Here is an 18,710-nt window from a genome sequence, read left to right on the forward strand (position 1 = left end):
ACCTTGATGTGCGGATTTATCATTATTCCGGATCATCCGTAAAGGCATTGTTTCGGAATATCGGTACGAAAGTCGCCAAATACAGTCCAAATGCACTAGCGATCAAAATAGCCGGAATAGTAATAAAAAACATCTCATCCACATACATTAAACAAGCACGTGCAATGGCTGCGGTGAAAAGGCAAAGCAGGGCCAGCCGGCAAAGTTTTGGATAATCCAGTTTGGTAAAGCCACTATGCCATAATCCTGCGGTGAGCCAGATCATCATTATGCTACCGAGAATGCCGCCAAGTGTAATCATATGTAATGGATCAGCGGTGGATTCATCGAGTAATTTTGCCATACCTATCCACAGATAGCCGATTGCTGCAAACAGTTGAAGAAAGTAATAGATGCGTACGTAATGTTTACGTAGCAATTCGTAATGATGCAATTCGCGTAATTTAGCCAGCAGGATAAAGCCAACTGCAAAGGCTGTAAAAACGGTAGTTTGCGCAGGTAACCAAAGTTCAGCTGCCGTATGAAGCAATAAAAATATAATCGCGATATTTTTATACACGACATTTGGGATAAACACGGGATCTTTTAAATGACTTTCCTTCAGTGCTTCCGCCCCTAATAACACACTCACCCGAATAGACACAAACATCACTGCCGCCATATTTAAATGCACTTGTGCCCGCAATAATTTCAAGCTATCGCTCATAGCATAAGCAGTCTGACAAACCATAAATGCCGCAAGTAACATCAGCAGAGTAAAATTGTCGGTATTGTGATCCAACCAAAACAGCCAACTGCAAAAAAGTAACAACGCTAACCAATACGCAGCGACTAAAAACGAGGCAGTTTGTGGGGAAAATGGCAATAACATCAATCCCGCAAGTAAGAGTATGGCTAAAATGATGGCAATAGGTTTTAAGTTGCCTTTGTAATCCGTCCATTCAAGCATGGATGCGGTAAGAAATCCGCCATATGCGGCCGGTAGCATAAACTCTAAGAAAATTTTGCGGTGTAACACAATCGCATCATCTGGACTGATGAAAAAAATCAATGCACCAACAATCGCTAGAATGGCCGCACCAACAAAAAACGGTCGCATCGGATGACTAAAGAAATTATTCATAGTAATGGATTCCTTGAAATTCACGTGCAACTACGGCTTCTTCAAAGGCTGAATTACGTTCGGATAATGGCGTTGGCAAAGTAATCACATTTTGCACATCCATACCCTTTGGCGAAAGTTGCATAATTTCTCGACTTAAGCGAACAGCTTCAAAACGATCATGTGTCACCAAGATACAAGCCATGCCTTGTTGCTCTATTTTCTCTACCAACATAGCGGCTAAAATATTACGCAAATCACGATCTAAACCGACAAAAGGTTCGTCCAATAAGGCTAAATCACAGCCGCATAGTAATAGACGCAAAAATGCCACGCGTTTTGCCATACCGCCCGATAATTCGGTCGGGTATTTATTCAAATCCCCAGAGGAAAGCCCGATCTTTTCTGCCAGCGCAATGATTTCATTTTCATTAGGATTATCCATAAAAATGGCGATATTCTGCATGGCAGTGAGATTTTCTAATAGACGATTTTCTTGAAACAGAAAGCCTGTTTTACGGAATGTATTATTGATTTCGCCTGATTTTGGTGTTTCTAAACCTGAAATTAAACGCAGTACAGTAGTTTTGCCACAACCGCTTGGGCCGAATAAGGTTTTTACTTCGCCTGGTTGTAAATCCATACTGAAATCGCGCACGATAGGATCGCGGAGAATTTCAAAACGCACATTCTTTAAACTCAGCATTATCTTCTCCACGGCATAAACAGGATTTCCAATGGCTTGGTAATCAAATATTCAAAGAGGGAAACAAACACAATCACCAACAGCACATAAGCCATGACTGTTGAAGTATCTAACATGGCTCTAGCATCGGCAATTTTCGCACCCACCCCCTCATTGGCTCCCAAAAGCTCTGCCATAATTACCACTTTTACGCCCATCGCAACCGCCACGCCAATGCTGGAAATGACATAGCCTGTGAGATGGGGAACGTACAAATAGCGGATTTTTTTCCACAATCCGAGTTTGTACGCATCAAACAATTCTTCATGTTGTTTGTTTACACTTGCCATACCCATAGCGGCACTGGCAAAGGTCAGCGGAGCGACTAATACGATAATGGTAAATAGCACACTTGGGTTGCCAAAGCCAAACCAAAATAAGGCCATCACAACCCAAATAATTGGCGGCATGGCTAATAAAATCGTAATTACGGGTTTGAGCAATGCCATAGCGGTTTTAAAGCTGCCCGCAATCAGCCCCGCGGCTAAGCCAGCGACTAATGCAATGGTAATGCCCACAACGGAACGCCATAGTGAAATACCGATTTCGTTTTGTTGGAAATTTTCAAGCAGCTCAAGGGCTTTTTGAAAAACATCCGCGGGAGCCGGCAACATAAACTCACCAAATACCACGCTGCCCCATGCCCACAGTGCGACAACCATCATTGCCACACTCAAGCCGGCAAAACCGCTCCAGAGGTAGTCGATAATGTAAAACAACACTGGTTGCGGTTTACGGATTTTGTCTGTTTTAATCATGTGATGTGATTCAGTTTTAAATTAAGCTAAGAAGAATTTTTCATCCGGTAATTTACCGCCTAAGAGTTTTGGATTGAATTCCATCAAAGTTTCATAGAATTGCATGATTTCATTTTTCAGTTCACTGGCTTTGGTCACCGTTAAACGAGCCCCCTCTAAGCCCATTTCAATGGCAGATTCCGGCGCAGGCAGATAATTGGCGCCGATTTCAGCCGCGCTTTTGCGATTAGCCATAATCCAACTTAACGCATCGCTTAAATCTTGGTGGAATAGATCAAATTGCGCCTTGTGTGCATGGAAATATTCTTCATTGGCAATAATCCCGGCCATTGGAATAAGTGGTTTGGTGTTAAATGCCTGTCCCCATTCTTTTATTAAATCGAAGCCCTGTACAATATCAACACCAAACATCTTGCCCTTAAGCACTACAGCACTAGCCATCGGCTCCGGCAAAACTGCCCCATGGAAATCCTTAAGTAAGAATAACCCAAGCGCTTCGGTCGGTGTTGCTGCATAAGTAATTTCCAATTTATTGATATCAATATTGAGTTTTTTCAGCAACGCTTGTAACACAATATCCGGCATATCATTTTTAAATGGTACAAGGATTCTTTTCCCGATTAATTCTTGTGGCGAAGTAATAGCGCCACCTTTGCACATTAGCTGCGTAATACCATTGGTCAGAATATTCACCATGCCGACGTTCTGCCCTTGATTACGCAAATTCACGCCTACATTACTAGGGCTCATCATGACTTTAAATTGCCCACTTGCCACACCTGCACGTAGCTGATCCGGCGAACGCCAAATCTCTAATGCTACATCTGATTGTTTTGCTAATTTACCTTGTGCAGCCGCCACTGCAATCGTCACACTTGGCATTGCCGGTGCACCATAAATGGTAAATTGCTCTTTCGCTGTAGCCAATAATGCAGGGGAGATCCCTGCCGCTGTAAGTGCTGCTGTCATTCTTAAAAAATCACGTCTATTAAGTGCCATATTTATCTCCTTAAAATCGCCATCTATTGATAATAATTTTTATTATTATGCTAATCCCGACAAATAAAGTAAAGAAATGTAAAAGCACTCTACTGTAGGAAATGCTTTTACAGATAAAAATTTTTCGATTTGGTTAACTTAAAAGTAAATTGAGAGGTATTGAAAAGAAGGCAAATAATATTTGTAGTGAAAGAATTACTAAATTTTTTCGTTACTTCGTCAAATCATAACTCCAATCCAACAACTTGAAGATTTCTTCGGTTTCTACGCCATGATCTAATACAATCGTTAGCCAATGGGTTTTGTTCATGTGATAGGCAGGTAAGAAATTAGGCGATTGTTGTAAGATGCTTACCATATCGGGTGGACATTTAAGATTGATAAAATCAGTCTCCCCTTGTTCTTTTAAACCAAGTTTAGTTTTACTGATTTTGCCAATAAGCGCATACCATTTCCCTTTAGCATTACCATGGCGCAAGATAGCGTATTCAGGAAATTTTGCCCAAAGATATTCCGGCTGCGTAGCATATTGATTAGCTGCATAATTAAAGAGTTGTTGTGATTGGCGCATGGTTTGCTCCTTGAATGAGGATTTCGGTTATTATCATTCGTAGAATAATAAAAACAAAGGCAGCTTGAAAATTAAATTTCAAACTACCTTTTACATTTCTAAAAACGGTCAAATTTTTAAATCCAATCGCTTGTTCTATCTCAATTATTTACACTCAAAGCTTTCAGGCTTATTCTCATCGCCGCCGATATAGGTAGCGACTTTCGGATAGGCGCAAATTGGCATTTGTTTGTTCGGGAAGTTTTTACCTTTTGCCCTCTTTCCTTTTCTTCAAATTACCGCAAACTTTCTGAGCTAATTTGTCGCCAACCTTGCTCAGTTTCTTCCACTACAAGCGGCACTCCGCTGACACCGAATTGTTGTGCAATATTGGCCCCTTCAGCATACGCTGCTTAACCAGTTGCTCGATTGCAGGATCTTTTAAAATTTGGACTGCTTATATACAACCAATTTCGTGTAAAATCTCAGCCAATACATCTAATTTTGCTGTATCCAAACCTGCTTCATAGCATGCTTTTTGAAATGCACGTAATGCTTCCAATTCACAAGTTGGCTCAGTGGCTTGTACTGCAGTTAAAGCCTGTACCAAGAAAAAAGAATTTAAATTGGTCGGCTGTTGCAAAATGTTTTGGTGATAGCTTTCGCTGAACGGTAAGCCTGCAAGTTTTGCAATATGTTGATCATTTTTCCAGGCATATTCTGAGCAATCTGGCTACATGACTTTATCACGGCAAAATAACCCTGTTGGAATGAGTTTCACATCAGCTGTTTGCGATAATTTTAAAATGCCGTCTGAAATGGCGTAGCACTACCCGCAAAGCGGATCGAACAAATAAAGAATGGTTTGTTTGCTCATGATTTTTTCCTTTTTACTCCACTAAAACCGACATCATGCTGAGCGATCCGGCAATCAAATTATCGTTGAAAAACGTAATCTTATCTTGCGGTTCACGTAATGCCATGATGTACAGTAATGGCAAGTAATGATCAGGTGTTGGCACAGAAAGCTCGGCTTTTTCACCTAACTGCTCATAATGCACTAAGGTTTCATCATCTTGTGTCGCAATCGCTTGATTGATTGTTTCACGGAAAGCAAACGCCCAATCATACCCGGCACCGATTTGGTCGATATGTTCCCAGCTTATTGCTCTCAGATTATGCACAATGTTGCCACCACCGATAATCAACACACCTTGTTCTCGCAAGGCAGATAATTTTTTCGCCAAATTGAAATGCCATTCTGCCGATTGCAAACGGTTAAGACTCAGTTGCACCACGGGAATATCCGCATCAGGATAGAGAAATTTCAACACCGCCCAAGCGCCATGATCAAAACCACGCGTTGGATTTAGCTCAACATTTTCTGGCTGTAATAACGACTGCACTTGCTCCGCTAGCTCAGGCGAACCTGGCGCAGGATATTGCACTTGGCTGAGTTCATCGGGTAAGCCGTAGAAATCGTAAATCATTTCGGGGTGTTCACCTGAGGTTACCTGCAAACGGCTACTATACCAATGTGCGGAAATCATCAAAATGGTTTTGGGTTTGGCAAACTTTTGCGTAATTAGGCTGAAATTCTGATTGAACGGGTTTTCTTTATCTAACGCATTCATCGGACTACCATGCCCAACAAACAATACAGGCATTTTTTTCATATTTTCTCCTCGCTATTTGATAGGGCAGATAGTACGGTTAAATCTTTATGTAAAAAATATCTGTTGATGAACAACATCTTTTACTAATTGGAAATAATGAATTGTAAGGCTTAGAGATATTAGTGTATTGAATTGAGAAAATATTAAAAAGCACGGTTAAATTTTACAAAGATTTTACTTAATTTTTACTTTATTTACAGTTTATTATCTTTATATTTAGGCGTATGATGACTATTAGTTTTACATACCCCCTAAATTTATTTAGGTAAATATATTATTTCTATTTAATAGGAGATTGAATGATGAAAAAATTATTCACAGCAGTACTTTCTGCGGCGGCCATTGCTGTACCTTTTTTTGCTTCTGCGAATACTGCACCACAAACAGAACAAAGTATGGTGCAACCGGAAAAAGCAAAAGGTGTTTGGATCGATGTGCGTTCTGCCGAAGAATTTAATGCAGGCCATTTGCAAGGTGCAGTAAATATTCCACACAATAAAATCGTTGAAGGCGTTAAAGCTGTTAGCTCAGATAAAGATGCGCCAATTAACCTTTACTGCCGTAGCGGTCGCCGTGCCGAAGCAGCACTAATCGAGTTGAAAAATGCAGGCTACACCAATGTAACCAACCATGGCGGTTATGAAGATTTGGTTAAAAAAGGCTTAAAATAAATAGTAGATCATTTAAAGTAAAAATCCCCTAGATTAACCATCTGGGGGATTTTTATATAAGGAGCAGTCAAATAGTTAAGTATTTTTACAAATTATCTTTAAAACTCAACTGCTTATTTTAAAACTTCACTATTTCACCATCTTCTGGAATTGCTACATTTTCAAGCTTATTTGCTTGGACAAATTGACGTAAATCCTTACGGTACACAGACATATGGTTTACCGCATCCATGTGCACCGTGATAAGTTTTGTATTCGGTAGCATTTGGCGAGCATGAGCAACATCTTGTAACCCCATAATAATGCCGTCATTCGGAAAAGCTAAGGTACGCGCATCACCTGTGTTCATAATCATTACATCTGGTTTATAACGATTAATGGCTTTGTTTACTTCGGCAGTCCAAACTGTGTCACCAACCAAGTAAACCGTTGGATGACCTTTCGCTTGGAATGTTACGCCCATCGCCTCATCTAAAATCTCAGCTAATTGTGGTACAGCGTACATTTCCGTTGTGCCGTGAGAACCGCCGGTTTTATTTAAAATAATACCTTCGAACTCCACCGGTTTTTCTAACGATAAACTGGTTATGTTAGTAAAACCTTGCGCTTTGAGTAGGTCGCCATCCCGTTCATGTTGCACAAAAATTTTGATGGATTTAGGTAAAATTTTTTGTGCAACCTCATCCCAATGATCTTCATGTGTATGAGTCAAAATAATGGCATCAACATCTTTGAAAGTATCTTCTGCTTTCATCGGCAATTCCACAAGTGGATTACGCAAATGGCTATTTAATGTCCCTTCAAAGCCTGCATAACGTCCTTTTTCAGCAAGCATCGGATCAATTAAAAAAGTTTTCCCTGCGTAGTTCAGGCGACCCGTGGCATTTCGGATATGTTGGTAGCTATCAGTGTTTTTAGAGGCAAGATCTACGGCGAAAGTATTTGCGCTAATAGCCAATGCTGTAGTGCTAATTAAGGTTTTTAAGTTCATTGTTTTTCCTTTTCTATACGTTATTGAATGAATAAACATATTATAGTAAGAACAAAATTGCGCAAAAATAGATAAAAGATCAATAAACATAAAAATCGGGTCACTTCTGTGCTATGCTCATATCAAAGTAGGAGAAATAAAATGAATAAACCCACAGTTGCTTTGATTGTGTATGAACAAATGATGCCCATTCATTTTGCGATGGCATATTCCGTTTTTTCTATGTCGGATTTAAACGGCAAGCCGTTATTTGAGTGTAAAATCGTTAGTGATTCGGACAACCTGACAAACTCGCTATTTCACATACATTTAGATGGTGGTTTAGAGTGGTTGGAGAATGCTGATATTGTTGTGATGACTGGATGGCATGATACTCAAGTGATGCCGAGTGAGGCTTTATTAACAGCATTACGGCAAGCGTATCAACGTGGTGCAACAGTAGTGGGTTTATGTTATGGCGCCTATGTGTTGGCGTGCAGTGGCCTACTTAACGGCAAAAAAGCAACCACACATTGGCTAGGAGATAGTGATTTTACTAGTCGCTTTCCGCAGGTGAAATGGGATTTAAATCCTATTTATTTAGAACAAGATCGACTGATTACCTCCGCAGGAACGGCAGCTTCCATGGATTGTTGCCTTTCTATTGTCCGTAAATTATATGGTGTGAAGATTGCCAATCATATTGCCCGAATGCTGGTTATCCCCCCTCATCGTGAAGGCGGACAAGCACAATTTATCGAACGCCCTATTTCTCGTTCCACACCTAATCATAATATCAATGCGTTGCTTGCTTATTTAAATGAAAATCTGACCGCACTTCATTCGACTGATAGCCTTGCCGAACGTTTGTCAATGAGCCGTAGCACTTTCACACGACATTTTCGCAAAGCAACCGGAATGTCATTAAATCAATGGTTAATTGAAGCAAGACTACAGCGAGCAAGAGAGCTTTTGGAAAGCACAGATTTATCTATTACTGACATTGCAGAACAAAGTGGATTTCATAGCGATACCGCCTTGCGTCAGCACTTCTTGAAAAAACATAAGATTTCACCGAATCGCTGGCGTAAGCAGTTTCAAATTGAGGATGTTTAGATCTTTTTATTTTAAAGTGCGGTCAGATTTCAAAGCATTTTTGCAAATTCCTTTCAAAATTAGAAAGTTTGTTTATCTAAACTCAGCTGTTTTCTCCAACAAAAATTCAATCACAGTCTGCACTTCGAGCATTGGCTATATTGCTAACATTTCTTATAAGCAGAATGTAAGTCAAACACATTTTTCCTAAGGAAAATTCATATCAGTAATACACTTTTCAAACGAAAACGATTATATGAGTACATTTTTCTAATGAAATAAGGTGTTTTGATTTGATGTAAAAAAGCATATGCAGTATGTATCCCGATGAATCCTTCGTTGAATAAATCATTCCAACCTTGTGCCATTTGCCTTATTGAAAAATTAACCTTGGATAAATATCAACATTAGATACGTATTAAACGGCATCACCTTAATCTTTCCGCATAAAATCAGATTCTTTAAAAAACCACTAATCTAAAGTTTCCAATAACAGCATAGCGATAACTCTAATTTTGCTCTGCTTAGCCACCGAAACTTCTACTTTAGCCTTATCACAAATAATTACTCCCTGCCCCGCCGTTTCTGTCTCCCGAAACGCTACCTTGAAAATCATAGTTTTTGCAAAAAATCGACATAACTCATTGATTTTATTAGAATTCATTTAAAAAGTAGATTTGGCCAATATTTTTGTTGCAAAACATCTCTTTCCCGTTAGGATCTGGCGCCATTGGCTGCGGATGATTCGTGGCCGTCAACTTAAGGAAAAAACATGTTTAAAAAAGCGGGATTAACCGGATTGTTGTTATTCGGGATTTTCTTTGGCGCGGGAAATTTAATTTTTCCACCGGCGTTGGGGGCCTTATCGGGCGATGCATTTTGGCCTGCCATTGGTGGCTTTGTGCTATCTGGTGTGGGTATCGCTGTGCTCACATTAATTATCGGGGCATTAAATCCAAAGGGGTATGTATTTGAGATTTCTGAAAAAATATCGCCCCTTGTAGCCATTATTTATTTAGTCGTGCTCTATTTGGCAATCGGTCCATTTTTTGCAATTCCGCGTACAGCAACGGCCGCCTATGAAGTGGGGATTGCGCCATTACTTGGCGATAAAACTAGCCAATATCTATTGCCATTCACCCTGATTTATTTTGCGGCAGCGTTACTGATTGCCCTGAATCCATCAAAAATTTTAGATAGCGTCGGACGCATTCTAACTCCGCTATTCGCGGCCTTGATTCTACTTTTAGTGGTGTTAGGTGTTTATCAATATATGGATTTTCCACCGGCGAATACCGCTGCGGAATATTTGCAATCGGCATTTGGTAGCGGCTTTTTAGAGGGATATAACACCTTAGATGCTTTGGCTTCCGTTGCCTTTAGCGTGATTGTGGTGAAAACGTTGCGCCAATTGGGATTCCAGAATAAACGACAATATATCATCACGATTTGGTTGGTGGGGATTGTGGTCGCCGCCGGATTTAGCTTGCTGTATATCGGGCTGGCCTTGCTGGGAAATCACTTCCCTATTCCACCGGAAATCATGCAATCGGACATCAATAAGGGCGTGTATATTTTATCCGCCGCAACGCAAGCCATTTTCGGGCATTATGCACAATGGTTCTTGGCATTGATGGTGAGTATGACTTGTTTCACCACCACGGTGGGGCTTATCGTGTCCTGTTCAGAATTCTTTAAAGAGCGTTTTCCGCAACTGTCCTATAAACATTATGCGCTATTGTTTACGCTAATTGGCTTAGCGGTGGCCAATTTGGGATTGAACACAATTATTCGCTTCTCAGTGCCGGTGCTCCAATTACTCTATCCGATTACTATTGTGTTGGTGGTATTGATTATCGCGCATAAATTTATTCCGTTAGCCAAATTGGGCATGCAGCTGACCGTCCTCTTGGTAGGACTAACCGCCTTGGCTGATGTGATTGCACAACATTTTGCATTGCCACTTTTGAGCGCTGGAATTAAACAACTGCCCTTTGCCGAACTGGCTATGGCTTGGGTAGCTCCTGGTTTATTGGGGTTGCTGTGCGCGATGATTTTGCCAAATCGCTACCGCAGTACGCCGTTTCATTTGGAATAATGAAACGCTCTCTTAATTTCCAACGTTTTTCCAAAAATTAAAGCTAACCCATTGATTTTATTAGTAGTAATATAAAAACATAAAATGCGCCTAAACAGGGCGCATTTTTTATTCTCAACAAAGCAGAAAAAAAGATTATTTTTAATCATATGTAATAAAATCAATGGGTTACACCATCTTTTAGCAAAAACTTTTATTTTCGTGGGGGCGTTTGGGCATTTAGATTTCGACCAAAATCAGAATTGCGGCATCTCCGCCCCACTCTTTGGGAGCTTGATGGAGCGCGCGCACCTTCGGGTGTTGCACCAGCCAGCGGGGAATTTGTTTTTTCAGAGTGAAAGTGCCGTAGCCGGTCATAATGGAGGCGCAATCCACCTGCTCCTGTTCACAGGCTAAAAGCAACGCAGCCAGTTCCTGCTTGGCCTGTTCACGGGTTAAACCATGTAAATCTAGGAATAATTCCGGGCTGAAATCCCCACGGCGTAATTGTTTAAGCAAATGCGATTCTTCCCCTTCTCGTAAATATTTCACCACGCCATCATACTCGTTGAGCAAAGGTTCATATTCATCGGAGAAATAAAACAACGTGTCCTGCTTTTCACGCAATTGACGTTGTAAGAGCTTATTTGGCTCTTTGTGAATGCGCACGGGCGCTAAGGTATCCTGTTTTAACGGCTTAATGCCGGCTGTAGCGGCGCGGAACAGCGCCAATTCATCGTTATCTGGCATAATTTCAGGGTTCAATATGAAAAGGGCTTAATGATACCACCGTTTTATGATATAACGGGCCGATTTTTTATAAGGACCACCTATGACAGAACATAATCAAGCCCTTGCTGCAACTATCCGTGAGGATAATGTGCTAGAGGCCTTACAAAGCATTGAGGATTTTTTACGCTGGACTTACAGCAGTTTTAACCGTAGCGATATTTATTATGGTCAAGGATTTGATAATCCTTGGGATGAAGCCCAGCAATTGGTATTAGGCGGACTACAATTGCCACCTGATGTGCCGGAATCGTTATATCGCGCCCGTTTAACCCAAAGTGAAAAAGAAACCTTGTTGGAATTGGTATTGGCACGTATTGAGCAACGTGTGCCGGTGGCTTATTTAACGAATAGTGCTTGGTTCTGCGGTTTGGAATTTTATGTGGATGAACGCACCATTATTCCGCGTTCACCAATTAGTGCATTAATTCAGGATGGTTTTAGCTCACTATTAACGCATCAGCCACAACGCATCTTAGATCTTTGTACCGGTAGCGGTTGCATCGCAATCGCCTGCGCCGATAAATTCCCAGAAGCGGAAGTGGATGCCGTAGATTTATCAGTCGATGCACTAAACGTGGCAGAGATTAATATTGCCCGCCACCAAATGGAGCATCAAGTGTTCCCGATTCAATCGGATCTGTTTAATAATTTGCTTGGTCAACAATATGATTTAATCGTCAGCAATCCACCTTATGTGGATGCCGAAGATTTAGCCGATATGCCACAGGAATTCCATTTTGAGCCGGAATTGGCGTTAGGTTCCGGGGCGGATGGTTTGGATATTACCAAACGTATTTTGCGTGAAGCGGCTGATTATTTAACGGAAAATGGTGTATTGGTATGTGAAGTGGGAAATAGCATGCTAAGCTTGATTGAACAATATCCGGAGGTGCCGTTTAATTGGCTGGAGCTAAAAAATGGCGGTTTAGGCGTATTTGCCTTGGATAAAGCAACCTTGCTGCAATTCCGCGAACAATTCTAAACAAAAAAGCGAAGGTAAGACCTTCGCTTTTTTGTTTGTCTCATATGATTATTGTAAATGAGCTACATCATTAAGTTGCTCAATATGAAAGCCGCTTTCACTATCGTATTTCACAATGCTAATCGAAGTATTCAATAATGACTCTGATTTACCTGCATCACGGTGGTTTTGCCAAGTTGCCCCGCCCAATAAGGCCAATAAAAGACGCAAGGTATGGCCATGCGATACCACTAAAATATTGGCACCCGATTGATGCACCTTAATAATATCGTGCAACGCAGCCATTGCACGAACCGCTAATTGTTCAAAGGTTTCACCACCATTGTTTAATGCTTTATAAGCGCCCGGTTCATTGATGAGTTGTTTGAACTCGGTTAATTCCCGCAAGTCATCGACTTGCATTCCTTCCCAACTCCCAAAAAACTGCTCATTTAGTCCACGATGTTGAAACAGCGGAATATCTCGTTCACCGATAATATGCCCTGCAGTGTCAATGGTACGTTGTAAAATACTGGAATATGCCGCGGCAAATTCGACCTGCTGTAAGGCAGCACCGGTTTTCTGAGCGCCGACAATACCTTGTTCGGTCAGCGGTGAATCACCAAATCCTTGCAAAAGTCCTTGTTCGTTCCATTGGGTGCGACCATGACGAATAAAATAAAAAGTCAGTTTTTTAGACATAATAATTCCTTTAAAAAATAAGGAAGCCTTAGACTTCCTTATGGGGATGATTAGCGGGAGTAATACCCTGCCATTGAGCTATATACCGCATTTTCACTTTGAATTAGTGCGTATTTTGCATTTAAGATGGCAATCTGCGAAGCTTTTTCGGTATTGGCTGCAGTCAACCATTCACGTAATTCGGAAACGCCCGCATTATAACGATTACGATAATATTGGGTAATTCGTTGGTTGTATTGATAAGTTTTTTGCTGGTTAGCAAAGCTGCTTTCGGCTTGGCGGAAGGCAAAATAGTTGGTATCCACATCGTTCAATACCGTCGTGATTGCCTGTTCATAATTTAAACGGGCGGTTTCATAATCAGCTTCAGAAATTTTGACATTCCATTTCACCGTATTCCAATTCAAGAACGGCAAACTGATATTTAATAAGCCAGATGCAATTGGCGTGTGGGTCGCATTATTCACATGGGTACCGGAAGAACTGAGGCTACCGCCTAAAGTTACTTCAGGGAACCAGCCTTTCTCTGTGGCTTTCGCATTTTTGAACGCGCTACTTAAACGATATTGATAACCTTTGATATCTGGACGATTAGCAATCACAGAAACCGGCACATTTAAATTCACGCCCACGTTTTTCACGCTAAGAATATGCGGGAAGTTGATATTTAAAGCAGCATCCGGGGTTAAATTTAACAGATTACGTAATGTTTGCTCCGCAGTTTTGCGCTGAGTTTCGTAAGAAATGAGGCTATTGCGGGCTGTCAATACAGCCTGTTGGGCTTGATCGATACTGGCGCTATCCGCTACACCTTGATTGAAACGGCGTTGCATAATGGCACTAATATCCGTGTAATATTTGATGCTATCCAGGGTCGCACTAATTGCATCATTCAAATAGGCGATTTGATAATAGGTTGTAACAACTGAGTTAATCAATGACAGTTTAGTCGCTTCTAAATCTTCAGCTGTCGCTTTGTGAGTCCATTCTGCCGCATCTGCTGCATCGGCTAAACGACGCCATAAATCCAAGGTATAGCTAACATTAAGTGAACCCTTATGGCTAAGTGTAGAATTACCACCGGTCTTAATATTTTTAGATGCGGATGAAGATGTTGAACCACTAAAGGCCGGAATCAAATTAGCTCCAGCAAGATTCGCAGAGTACAGTGCACGATTTAAGCTTACTGCTGCTTTCGCTAAATTTTTATTGTTTAGTAAGGCTTGCTCTACAACTTGATTTAATTGTGGATCATTGTATAACGCCCACCAGTTTTCTTTCACATTATATTGCTTGGTAATTTCCGCATATTTTTGATAATCCTGTTGGCTGGCCTTGTAAGAATCGCCGATATTGGCACAACCGACTAAAGCACTGCTTAACATAAGGGCCAGTGCTGCTTTTTTAATATGTAACATTGATTTTTCCTTCTAAATAAAGAGGCAATAAATTGCCCTGATGTCATCAATAAAACCCTGGAATTTTACCCAAGTTTAAAATTTTCACCAAAATTATTCCCGTGCTAGTGCATTTATCGGATCCAATTGAGCTGCTCTTTTGGCTGGCATATAACCGAAAATAACACCGATTAATGTGGAGAATAATACGGCTGCAACGATAGAAAAGGCTGAGAAAGCCATGGTGAAATCTTTTACAAATAAATTAAATATTAAACCGATAAGGCCTGAAATCATTACGCCGGTAATCCCACCAATTAAACAAATTAAAATGGCTTCAATTAAAAATTGTTGCAAGATATTACCCTGTCTAGCACCAATTGCCATTCGTACACCGATTTCTTTGGTTCGCTCGGTAACGGAAACCAACATAATATTCATTACGCCAATACCACCAACAATTAATGAAATAAACGCAATGGAAGAAATTAACAATTTCATCGTACCGGTGGTGCTTTCAATGGTTTGCTTAATCGTATCGCTATTCATGATAAAAAAATCTTTTTTACCATGGCGCATCTTAAGTAATTCAGTAATGCCCTTTTCTGCTGCAGTAGTATCTACCGAATCATCGATTTTAACTGTTATCGAGCCAATTTTCTTACTGCCGGAAATTCGATTCATTACCGTTGTGTAAGGAGCATACATATTTAATGAACTACTAGCTCCGCCCATTTGTTTGTCTGATACGACTCCAATAATAATTAATGGGCGTTTATTAAGCATTACAACTTTGCCGATAGGATCCTCATTGGGAAAAATAGATTTTTTAGCACTTTCATCTATTAGAGCAACTTGATTACTATCCAACACATCTTGGTGAGATAGTAAGCGACCTTGTTTTAATTTTAAACCTTCGACATCAAAGGATTCTTCCCCAACACCTTTTAAAGTTGTTGAAGAAAACTCCTTATTACCATACACCAATGTACCGCTAGCGTAGCTATTAGGCGTTACACTCTGAACATAATGCTGCTGACTTAATACATTAGCATCACTCACTGTCAAATTTTGCATTTGCTCAGCACGGCGGTCACCAAATCCTGTCCCATTAAAGATGGTCATAGTATTCGTGCCAATCCCTTTGATATTTTCCAAAATTTTCTGCTGAGAACCATTTCCCAATGCAACAACAGATACAACCGATGTGATCCCAATAATGATCCCTAACATCGTGAGCAATGAGCGCATTTTATGGGCAATTATTGCACTAATAGACATTTTGAAGGATTCAGCTAATTGATCCTTACTAAATCCAAAGTGACGTTTTCGTTCGTTTATCGCTGTATTGGTAATAGAACTTACTGCTTTCTTTTGGCTATCGTTAATGATTTTTCCATCACTAATTTCAATCACGCGATTAGCTTGAGCCGCAATTTCTCGGTCATGGGTTACCATAATGATGGTATGCCCCTCTGAATGCAGTTGGCGCAAAATTTCCATAACATTTTTACCGCTTTGGGAATCCAACGCACCGGTCGGCTCATCGGCTAAAATGATCTCACCACCATTCATTAGCGCTCGCGCAATACTTACTCGTTGTTGCTGTCCGCCGGACAATTGAGAGGGTTTATTTTGACATTTATCGCCTAATCCGAGCTTTTCCAACAGCTGTTTGGCCCGCTCAAGTCTCACCTGCTGAGAAAATCCTGCATAAATAGCCGGTAATGCAACATTTTCTTGTGCCGTTAAGCTGGATAACAAATTATAGCGTTGGAAAATAAAACCGAATTTTTGACTACGCAGGTCAGACAGTTGATCCTTTGAAAGCTCGATGGTTTCTTTACCATTAATTTTATAGGAGCCGCTTGAGGCTGTATCCAAACAACCGATAATATTCATCAAAGTTGATTTGCCGGAGCCTGATTGCCCGATAATGGCCACAAAATCACCTTTTTCAATGGAAAGAGAAATATCCTTTAAGATATGCGCTCGATTTTCCCCTTCCCCGAAATAGCGATTCAGGTTTTTAATTTCAATGATTTGCAAAGCACTACCGTCCTTTAAAACATTCTCGGGCCACGCATTGAATTGCCAACCTGTTCACCGGCAACCACTTGAGAAACAATTACTTTTTCCCCTTCTTGTAAGCCAGATTTGACTTCGCTTTGAATATCATTTTGTACGCCAACTTCTACGCTACGTTGCTCTACCTGATTATTCTCTTTTAGAACATTTACGAACGTTTTACCGTTTTGTTTTTGGATAGCCATATTGGGAACCAATAACACATCCGTTACATTAGCAATTTCAATATTATTTTCTGTTGTCATCCCAATCCGCAGAATACGATCCGGATTATCAATTAGCACATTTGCGTAATAATAGATTGCCGATGTAGATGAACTACTTGAACTACTGCTAGAAGAACTCGATGAAGAACTGCTGTCGCTAGTGGTTGTGTCTGCCGGATCAACAGAATCAATCACTGAGTGATAAACCGTTTGGCTGTCAGATAGAATGGTAAAACGAACCTTTTGACCGGCTTTAACCTTTGTTATATCACCTTCTGAAATTTCCGGTTTAATTCGCATACGGCTTAAATCAGCAATAGTCACGATCGTCGGCGTAGTTTGGTTAGCATTAACTGTTTGCCCTTCAGAAACAGGTACAGCGACAATAGTCCCATCCATTGGTGCTGTAATCTTAGTATAGCCAACATTGGTTTCTGCTGTATTTACTTCAATTTCAGCCTGTTTGATGGATTCTTTTAAGGCATCCATTTCTGATTTTGCTGCATCCAGCGTATTTTTAGATGAATTGAGTTCGTCAAGAGAAAGGGCTTTTTGACTGTAAAGCTTGACATAGCGGTTGTATGCGGAAAGAGCCACATTATATGCGGTTTCCTTAGCCTTTAATTGAGCCTGATAACTTGCTAATACTGCTTTACTGGTGTTTAGCGTGTTTATTTGAGTCGTGGAATCAATGTCTGCAATGAGATCGCCTTTTGTTACATCCTGTCCCAATTTAATATAGAGCTTCGTAATCTTACCAGAAACCTGTGCGCCCACATCAACTTCGTTCACACTTTCAATGGAACCATTTGCAATAACATTTTTTTCAATATTGCCACGGGTGACGGCTTCCGTTAAATAACGAGTTTGTTGTTTACTATCATCTGTCCAGAAGAAATAAGCAATTCCAAGAATAAGTACAATACCGAGTAATAAAAATAACTTTTTTTTCATTAAGTAAAATCCAATAAATGAACAATCGTTCAGAAGGCCGTATTCTAATGATAAATACCTTCTGAAGCAATACTAACCATCCCCATAGATAATGGGATATACCCAAGGCAACTCCATTAAATTAAAGTTTCTTTGCTAAGAATTCCTATAAAACAAGAGGCTGACGTAGATTAGCTCTAAATACCACACCATTTTCGCAATGTTTTAAGTTGTTTTTTTGGTGCTCCAAAGTTAAACCGAAATTCACATTCCTTCAATAATAAAGGAAAGTTTTTTCGGTCGATGCTATTATATTTTCGGAGTATTCTCTTCGCCTGACTTCCAAAATTTTCTATTCCATTTATGTGGTTTTGTTTCACCGCAAATAATTCGGAATGATTGATTCGTTCGTGGTGAAATTTGCTCACACCAAGAGCATCATAGCTTCGATAAGTATCGCTATAAACCCAGCTGTCAGGCTTGATTTTCCTCACAATAACAGGCATTAATGTCTCTGTTCTGGTATTTTCTACCACCACCGTAAATACTTTTCCTTGTCGCTTTAACAAACCGAATACAGCAACTTTTCCTGCTGCGCCTTGACCTCGTTTTCCTTTATGATGACCGCCAAAATAACTTTCATCAAGCTCAATTTAACCATCAAAAACCTCATCGGCTTCAAGGGCTAAATGATAGCTAATGACTTCACGAATTTTTCTGTAAAACAAAATCCCTGAATTGGCTTGGATACCGAGTAAATCAGCCGCTGCTTGGGCTGTAACTTCTAATACAAAAAATTCAAGGAGCTTATTTTGTATAAATTTCTTTAATTTACAATGAGTTATATTCATTTTTATATGACTAGCACACTTGCTAATCTACGTCAGCCCCAATTTTATTGGCGCTGATAGAACTGCAGGACATCATGAAGCTGAATTTGATATTGATGAAAAACAATTACTAACAGGCGTAAATATTTATACTAAAT

General features: G+C 40.3%; 18 protein-coding genes and 1 pseudogene. 4 read left to right on the top strand and 15 right to left on the bottom strand.

The genetic code is table 11. The features are described 5' to 3' along the window. Positions 1-22 precede the first annotated feature (22 nt). The 7 genes from CKV74_RS08435 to ygiD all read right to left on the bottom strand — a co-directional run bounded on the left by CKV74_RS08435 (position 23) and on the right by ygiD (position 5,830). The gene (locus tag CKV74_RS08435; protein ID WP_007243636.1) at positions 23-1,123 is read right to left on the bottom strand and encodes an NnrS family protein; all 1,101 of its coding nucleotides are present in this window, start codon (positions 1,121-1,123) and stop codon (positions 23-25) included. After that, a complete protein-coding gene (locus tag CKV74_RS08440) occupies positions 1,116-1,808 on the bottom strand; it encodes an ATP-binding cassette domain-containing protein (protein WP_007243652.1) in 693 nt (230 codons plus the stop codon). The genes CKV74_RS08435 and CKV74_RS08440 overlap by 8 nt, the downstream gene beginning before the upstream one ends. Continuing rightward, positions 1,808-2,605, bottom strand: a complete 798-nt coding sequence (locus CKV74_RS08445; protein ID WP_007243602.1) for an ABC transporter permease — start codon at positions 2,603-2,605, stop codon at positions 1,808-1,810. The genes CKV74_RS08440 and CKV74_RS08445 overlap by 1 nt, the downstream gene beginning before the upstream one ends. Before the next feature lie 21 nt (positions 2,606-2,626). Continuing rightward, a complete protein-coding gene (locus CKV74_RS08450) occupies positions 2,627-3,604 on the bottom strand; it encodes an ABC transporter substrate-binding protein (RefSeq protein WP_007243605.1) in 978 nt (325 codons plus the stop codon). A gap of 211 nt (positions 3,605-3,815) precedes the next feature. Next, entirely contained in the window at positions 3,816-4,175 is a 360-nt protein-coding gene (locus CKV74_RS08455) for an MmcQ/YjbR family DNA-binding protein (protein WP_007243593.1), read from the bottom strand. A 436-nt stretch (positions 4,176-4,611) separates the two neighbouring features. Then, positions 4,612-4,797 (bottom strand): hypothetical protein, encoded by a 186-nt coding sequence (locus CKV74_RS08460; protein ID WP_007243569.1) that lies wholly within the window; start codon positions 4,795-4,797, stop codon positions 4,612-4,614. A gap of 247 nt (positions 4,798-5,044) precedes the next feature. Beyond that, positions 5,045-5,830 carry a 4,5-DOPA-extradiol-dioxygenase gene (gene ygiD, locus CKV74_RS08465; protein WP_007243641.1) on the bottom strand — a complete coding sequence of 262 codons (786 nt, stop codon included), beginning with the start codon at positions 5,828-5,830 and terminating at the stop codon, positions 5,045-5,047. A 302-nt stretch (positions 5,831-6,132) separates the two neighbouring features. On the opposite strand from ygiD, the gene CKV74_RS08470 reads away from it, so the two are divergent. Continuing rightward, positions 6,133-6,501 (top strand): rhodanese-like domain-containing protein, encoded by a 369-nt coding sequence (locus CKV74_RS08470; RefSeq protein ID WP_039847963.1) that lies wholly within the window; start codon positions 6,133-6,135, stop codon positions 6,499-6,501. A 118-nt stretch (positions 6,502-6,619) separates the two neighbouring features. On the opposite strand, the gene CKV74_RS08475 is transcribed toward CKV74_RS08470, so the two are convergent. Then, the gene (locus CKV74_RS08475) at positions 6,620-7,492 is read right to left on the bottom strand and encodes an MBL fold metallo-hydrolase (RefSeq protein ID WP_007243607.1); all 873 of its coding nucleotides are present in this window, start codon (positions 7,490-7,492) and stop codon (positions 6,620-6,622) included. A gap of 141 nt (positions 7,493-7,633) precedes the next feature. On the opposite strand from CKV74_RS08475, the gene CKV74_RS08480 reads away from it, so the two are divergent. Beyond that, positions 7,634-8,587: a GlxA family transcriptional regulator gene (locus CKV74_RS08480; RefSeq protein WP_007243564.1), complete on the top strand. Its 954-nt coding sequence runs from the start codon at positions 7,634-7,636 to the stop codon at positions 8,585-8,587. A gap of 451 nt (positions 8,588-9,038) precedes the next feature. Here the strand turns inward: CKV74_RS08480 and CKV74_RS10400 are convergent, their stop codons facing one another. Next, on the bottom strand, positions 9,039-9,230 hold the full coding sequence (locus CKV74_RS10400) for a hypothetical protein (protein WP_123947615.1): 192 nt from the start codon (positions 9,228-9,230) through the stop codon (positions 9,039-9,041). Positions 9,231-9,338: 108 nt separating this feature from the next. Between CKV74_RS10400 and brnQ the strand changes: the two genes are divergently transcribed. Then, complete coding sequence (gene brnQ / locus CKV74_RS08485) at positions 9,339-10,664, top strand: branched-chain amino acid transport system II carrier protein (protein WP_007243622.1); 1,326 nt, start codon at positions 9,339-9,341, stop codon at positions 10,662-10,664. A gap of 219 nt (positions 10,665-10,883) precedes the next feature. On the opposite strand, the gene smrB is transcribed toward brnQ, so the two are convergent. Beyond that, a complete protein-coding gene (smrB, locus tag CKV74_RS08490) occupies positions 10,884-11,393 on the bottom strand; it encodes an endonuclease SmrB (protein ID WP_039847964.1) in 510 nt (169 codons plus the stop codon). An 82-nt stretch (positions 11,394-11,475) separates the two neighbouring features. On the opposite strand from smrB, the gene prmB reads away from it, so the two are divergent. Continuing rightward, positions 11,476-12,417 (top strand): 50S ribosomal protein L3 N(5)-glutamine methyltransferase, encoded by a 942-nt coding sequence (gene prmB, locus CKV74_RS08495; RefSeq protein WP_007243642.1) that lies wholly within the window; start codon positions 11,476-11,478, stop codon positions 12,415-12,417. Positions 12,418-12,465: 48 nt separating this feature from the next. Here the strand turns inward: prmB and CKV74_RS08500 are convergent, their stop codons facing one another. The 5 genes and pseudogenes from CKV74_RS08500 to CKV74_RS08520 all read right to left on the bottom strand — a co-directional run bounded on the left by CKV74_RS08500 (position 12,466) and on the right by CKV74_RS08520 (position 18,573). Continuing rightward, the gene (locus CKV74_RS08500; RefSeq protein ID WP_007241342.1) at positions 12,466-13,098 is read right to left on the bottom strand and encodes a histidine phosphatase family protein; all 633 of its coding nucleotides are present in this window, start codon (positions 13,096-13,098) and stop codon (positions 12,466-12,468) included. Between the two features lie 50 nt (positions 13,099-13,148). Next, the gene (gene tdeA / locus CKV74_RS08505; protein WP_007241328.1) at positions 13,149-14,516 is read right to left on the bottom strand and encodes a toxin/drug exporter TdeA; all 1,368 of its coding nucleotides are present in this window, start codon (positions 14,514-14,516) and stop codon (positions 13,149-13,151) included. Positions 14,517-14,609: 93 nt separating this feature from the next. Beyond that, the gene (locus CKV74_RS08510) at positions 14,610-16,544 is read right to left on the bottom strand and encodes a MacB family efflux pump subunit (RefSeq protein WP_007241363.1); all 1,935 of its coding nucleotides are present in this window, start codon (positions 16,542-16,544) and stop codon (positions 14,610-14,612) included. Between the two features lie 14 nt (positions 16,545-16,558). After that, the gene (locus CKV74_RS08515) at positions 16,559-17,743 is read right to left on the bottom strand and encodes an efflux RND transporter periplasmic adaptor subunit (RefSeq protein ID WP_095177006.1); all 1,185 of its coding nucleotides are present in this window, start codon (positions 17,741-17,743) and stop codon (positions 16,559-16,561) included. Positions 17,744-17,919: 176 nt separating this feature from the next. Beyond that, positions 17,920-18,573, bottom strand: a pseudogene (locus CKV74_RS08520) (IS1595 family transposase). Between the last annotated feature and the right edge of the window lie 137 nt (positions 18,574-18,710).

This window comes from Haemophilus pittmaniae (assembly GCF_900186995.1).
In the GTDB taxonomy this organism is placed as follows: Bacteria; Pseudomonadota; Gammaproteobacteria; order Enterobacterales; family Pasteurellaceae; genus Haemophilus_D; species Haemophilus_D pittmaniae.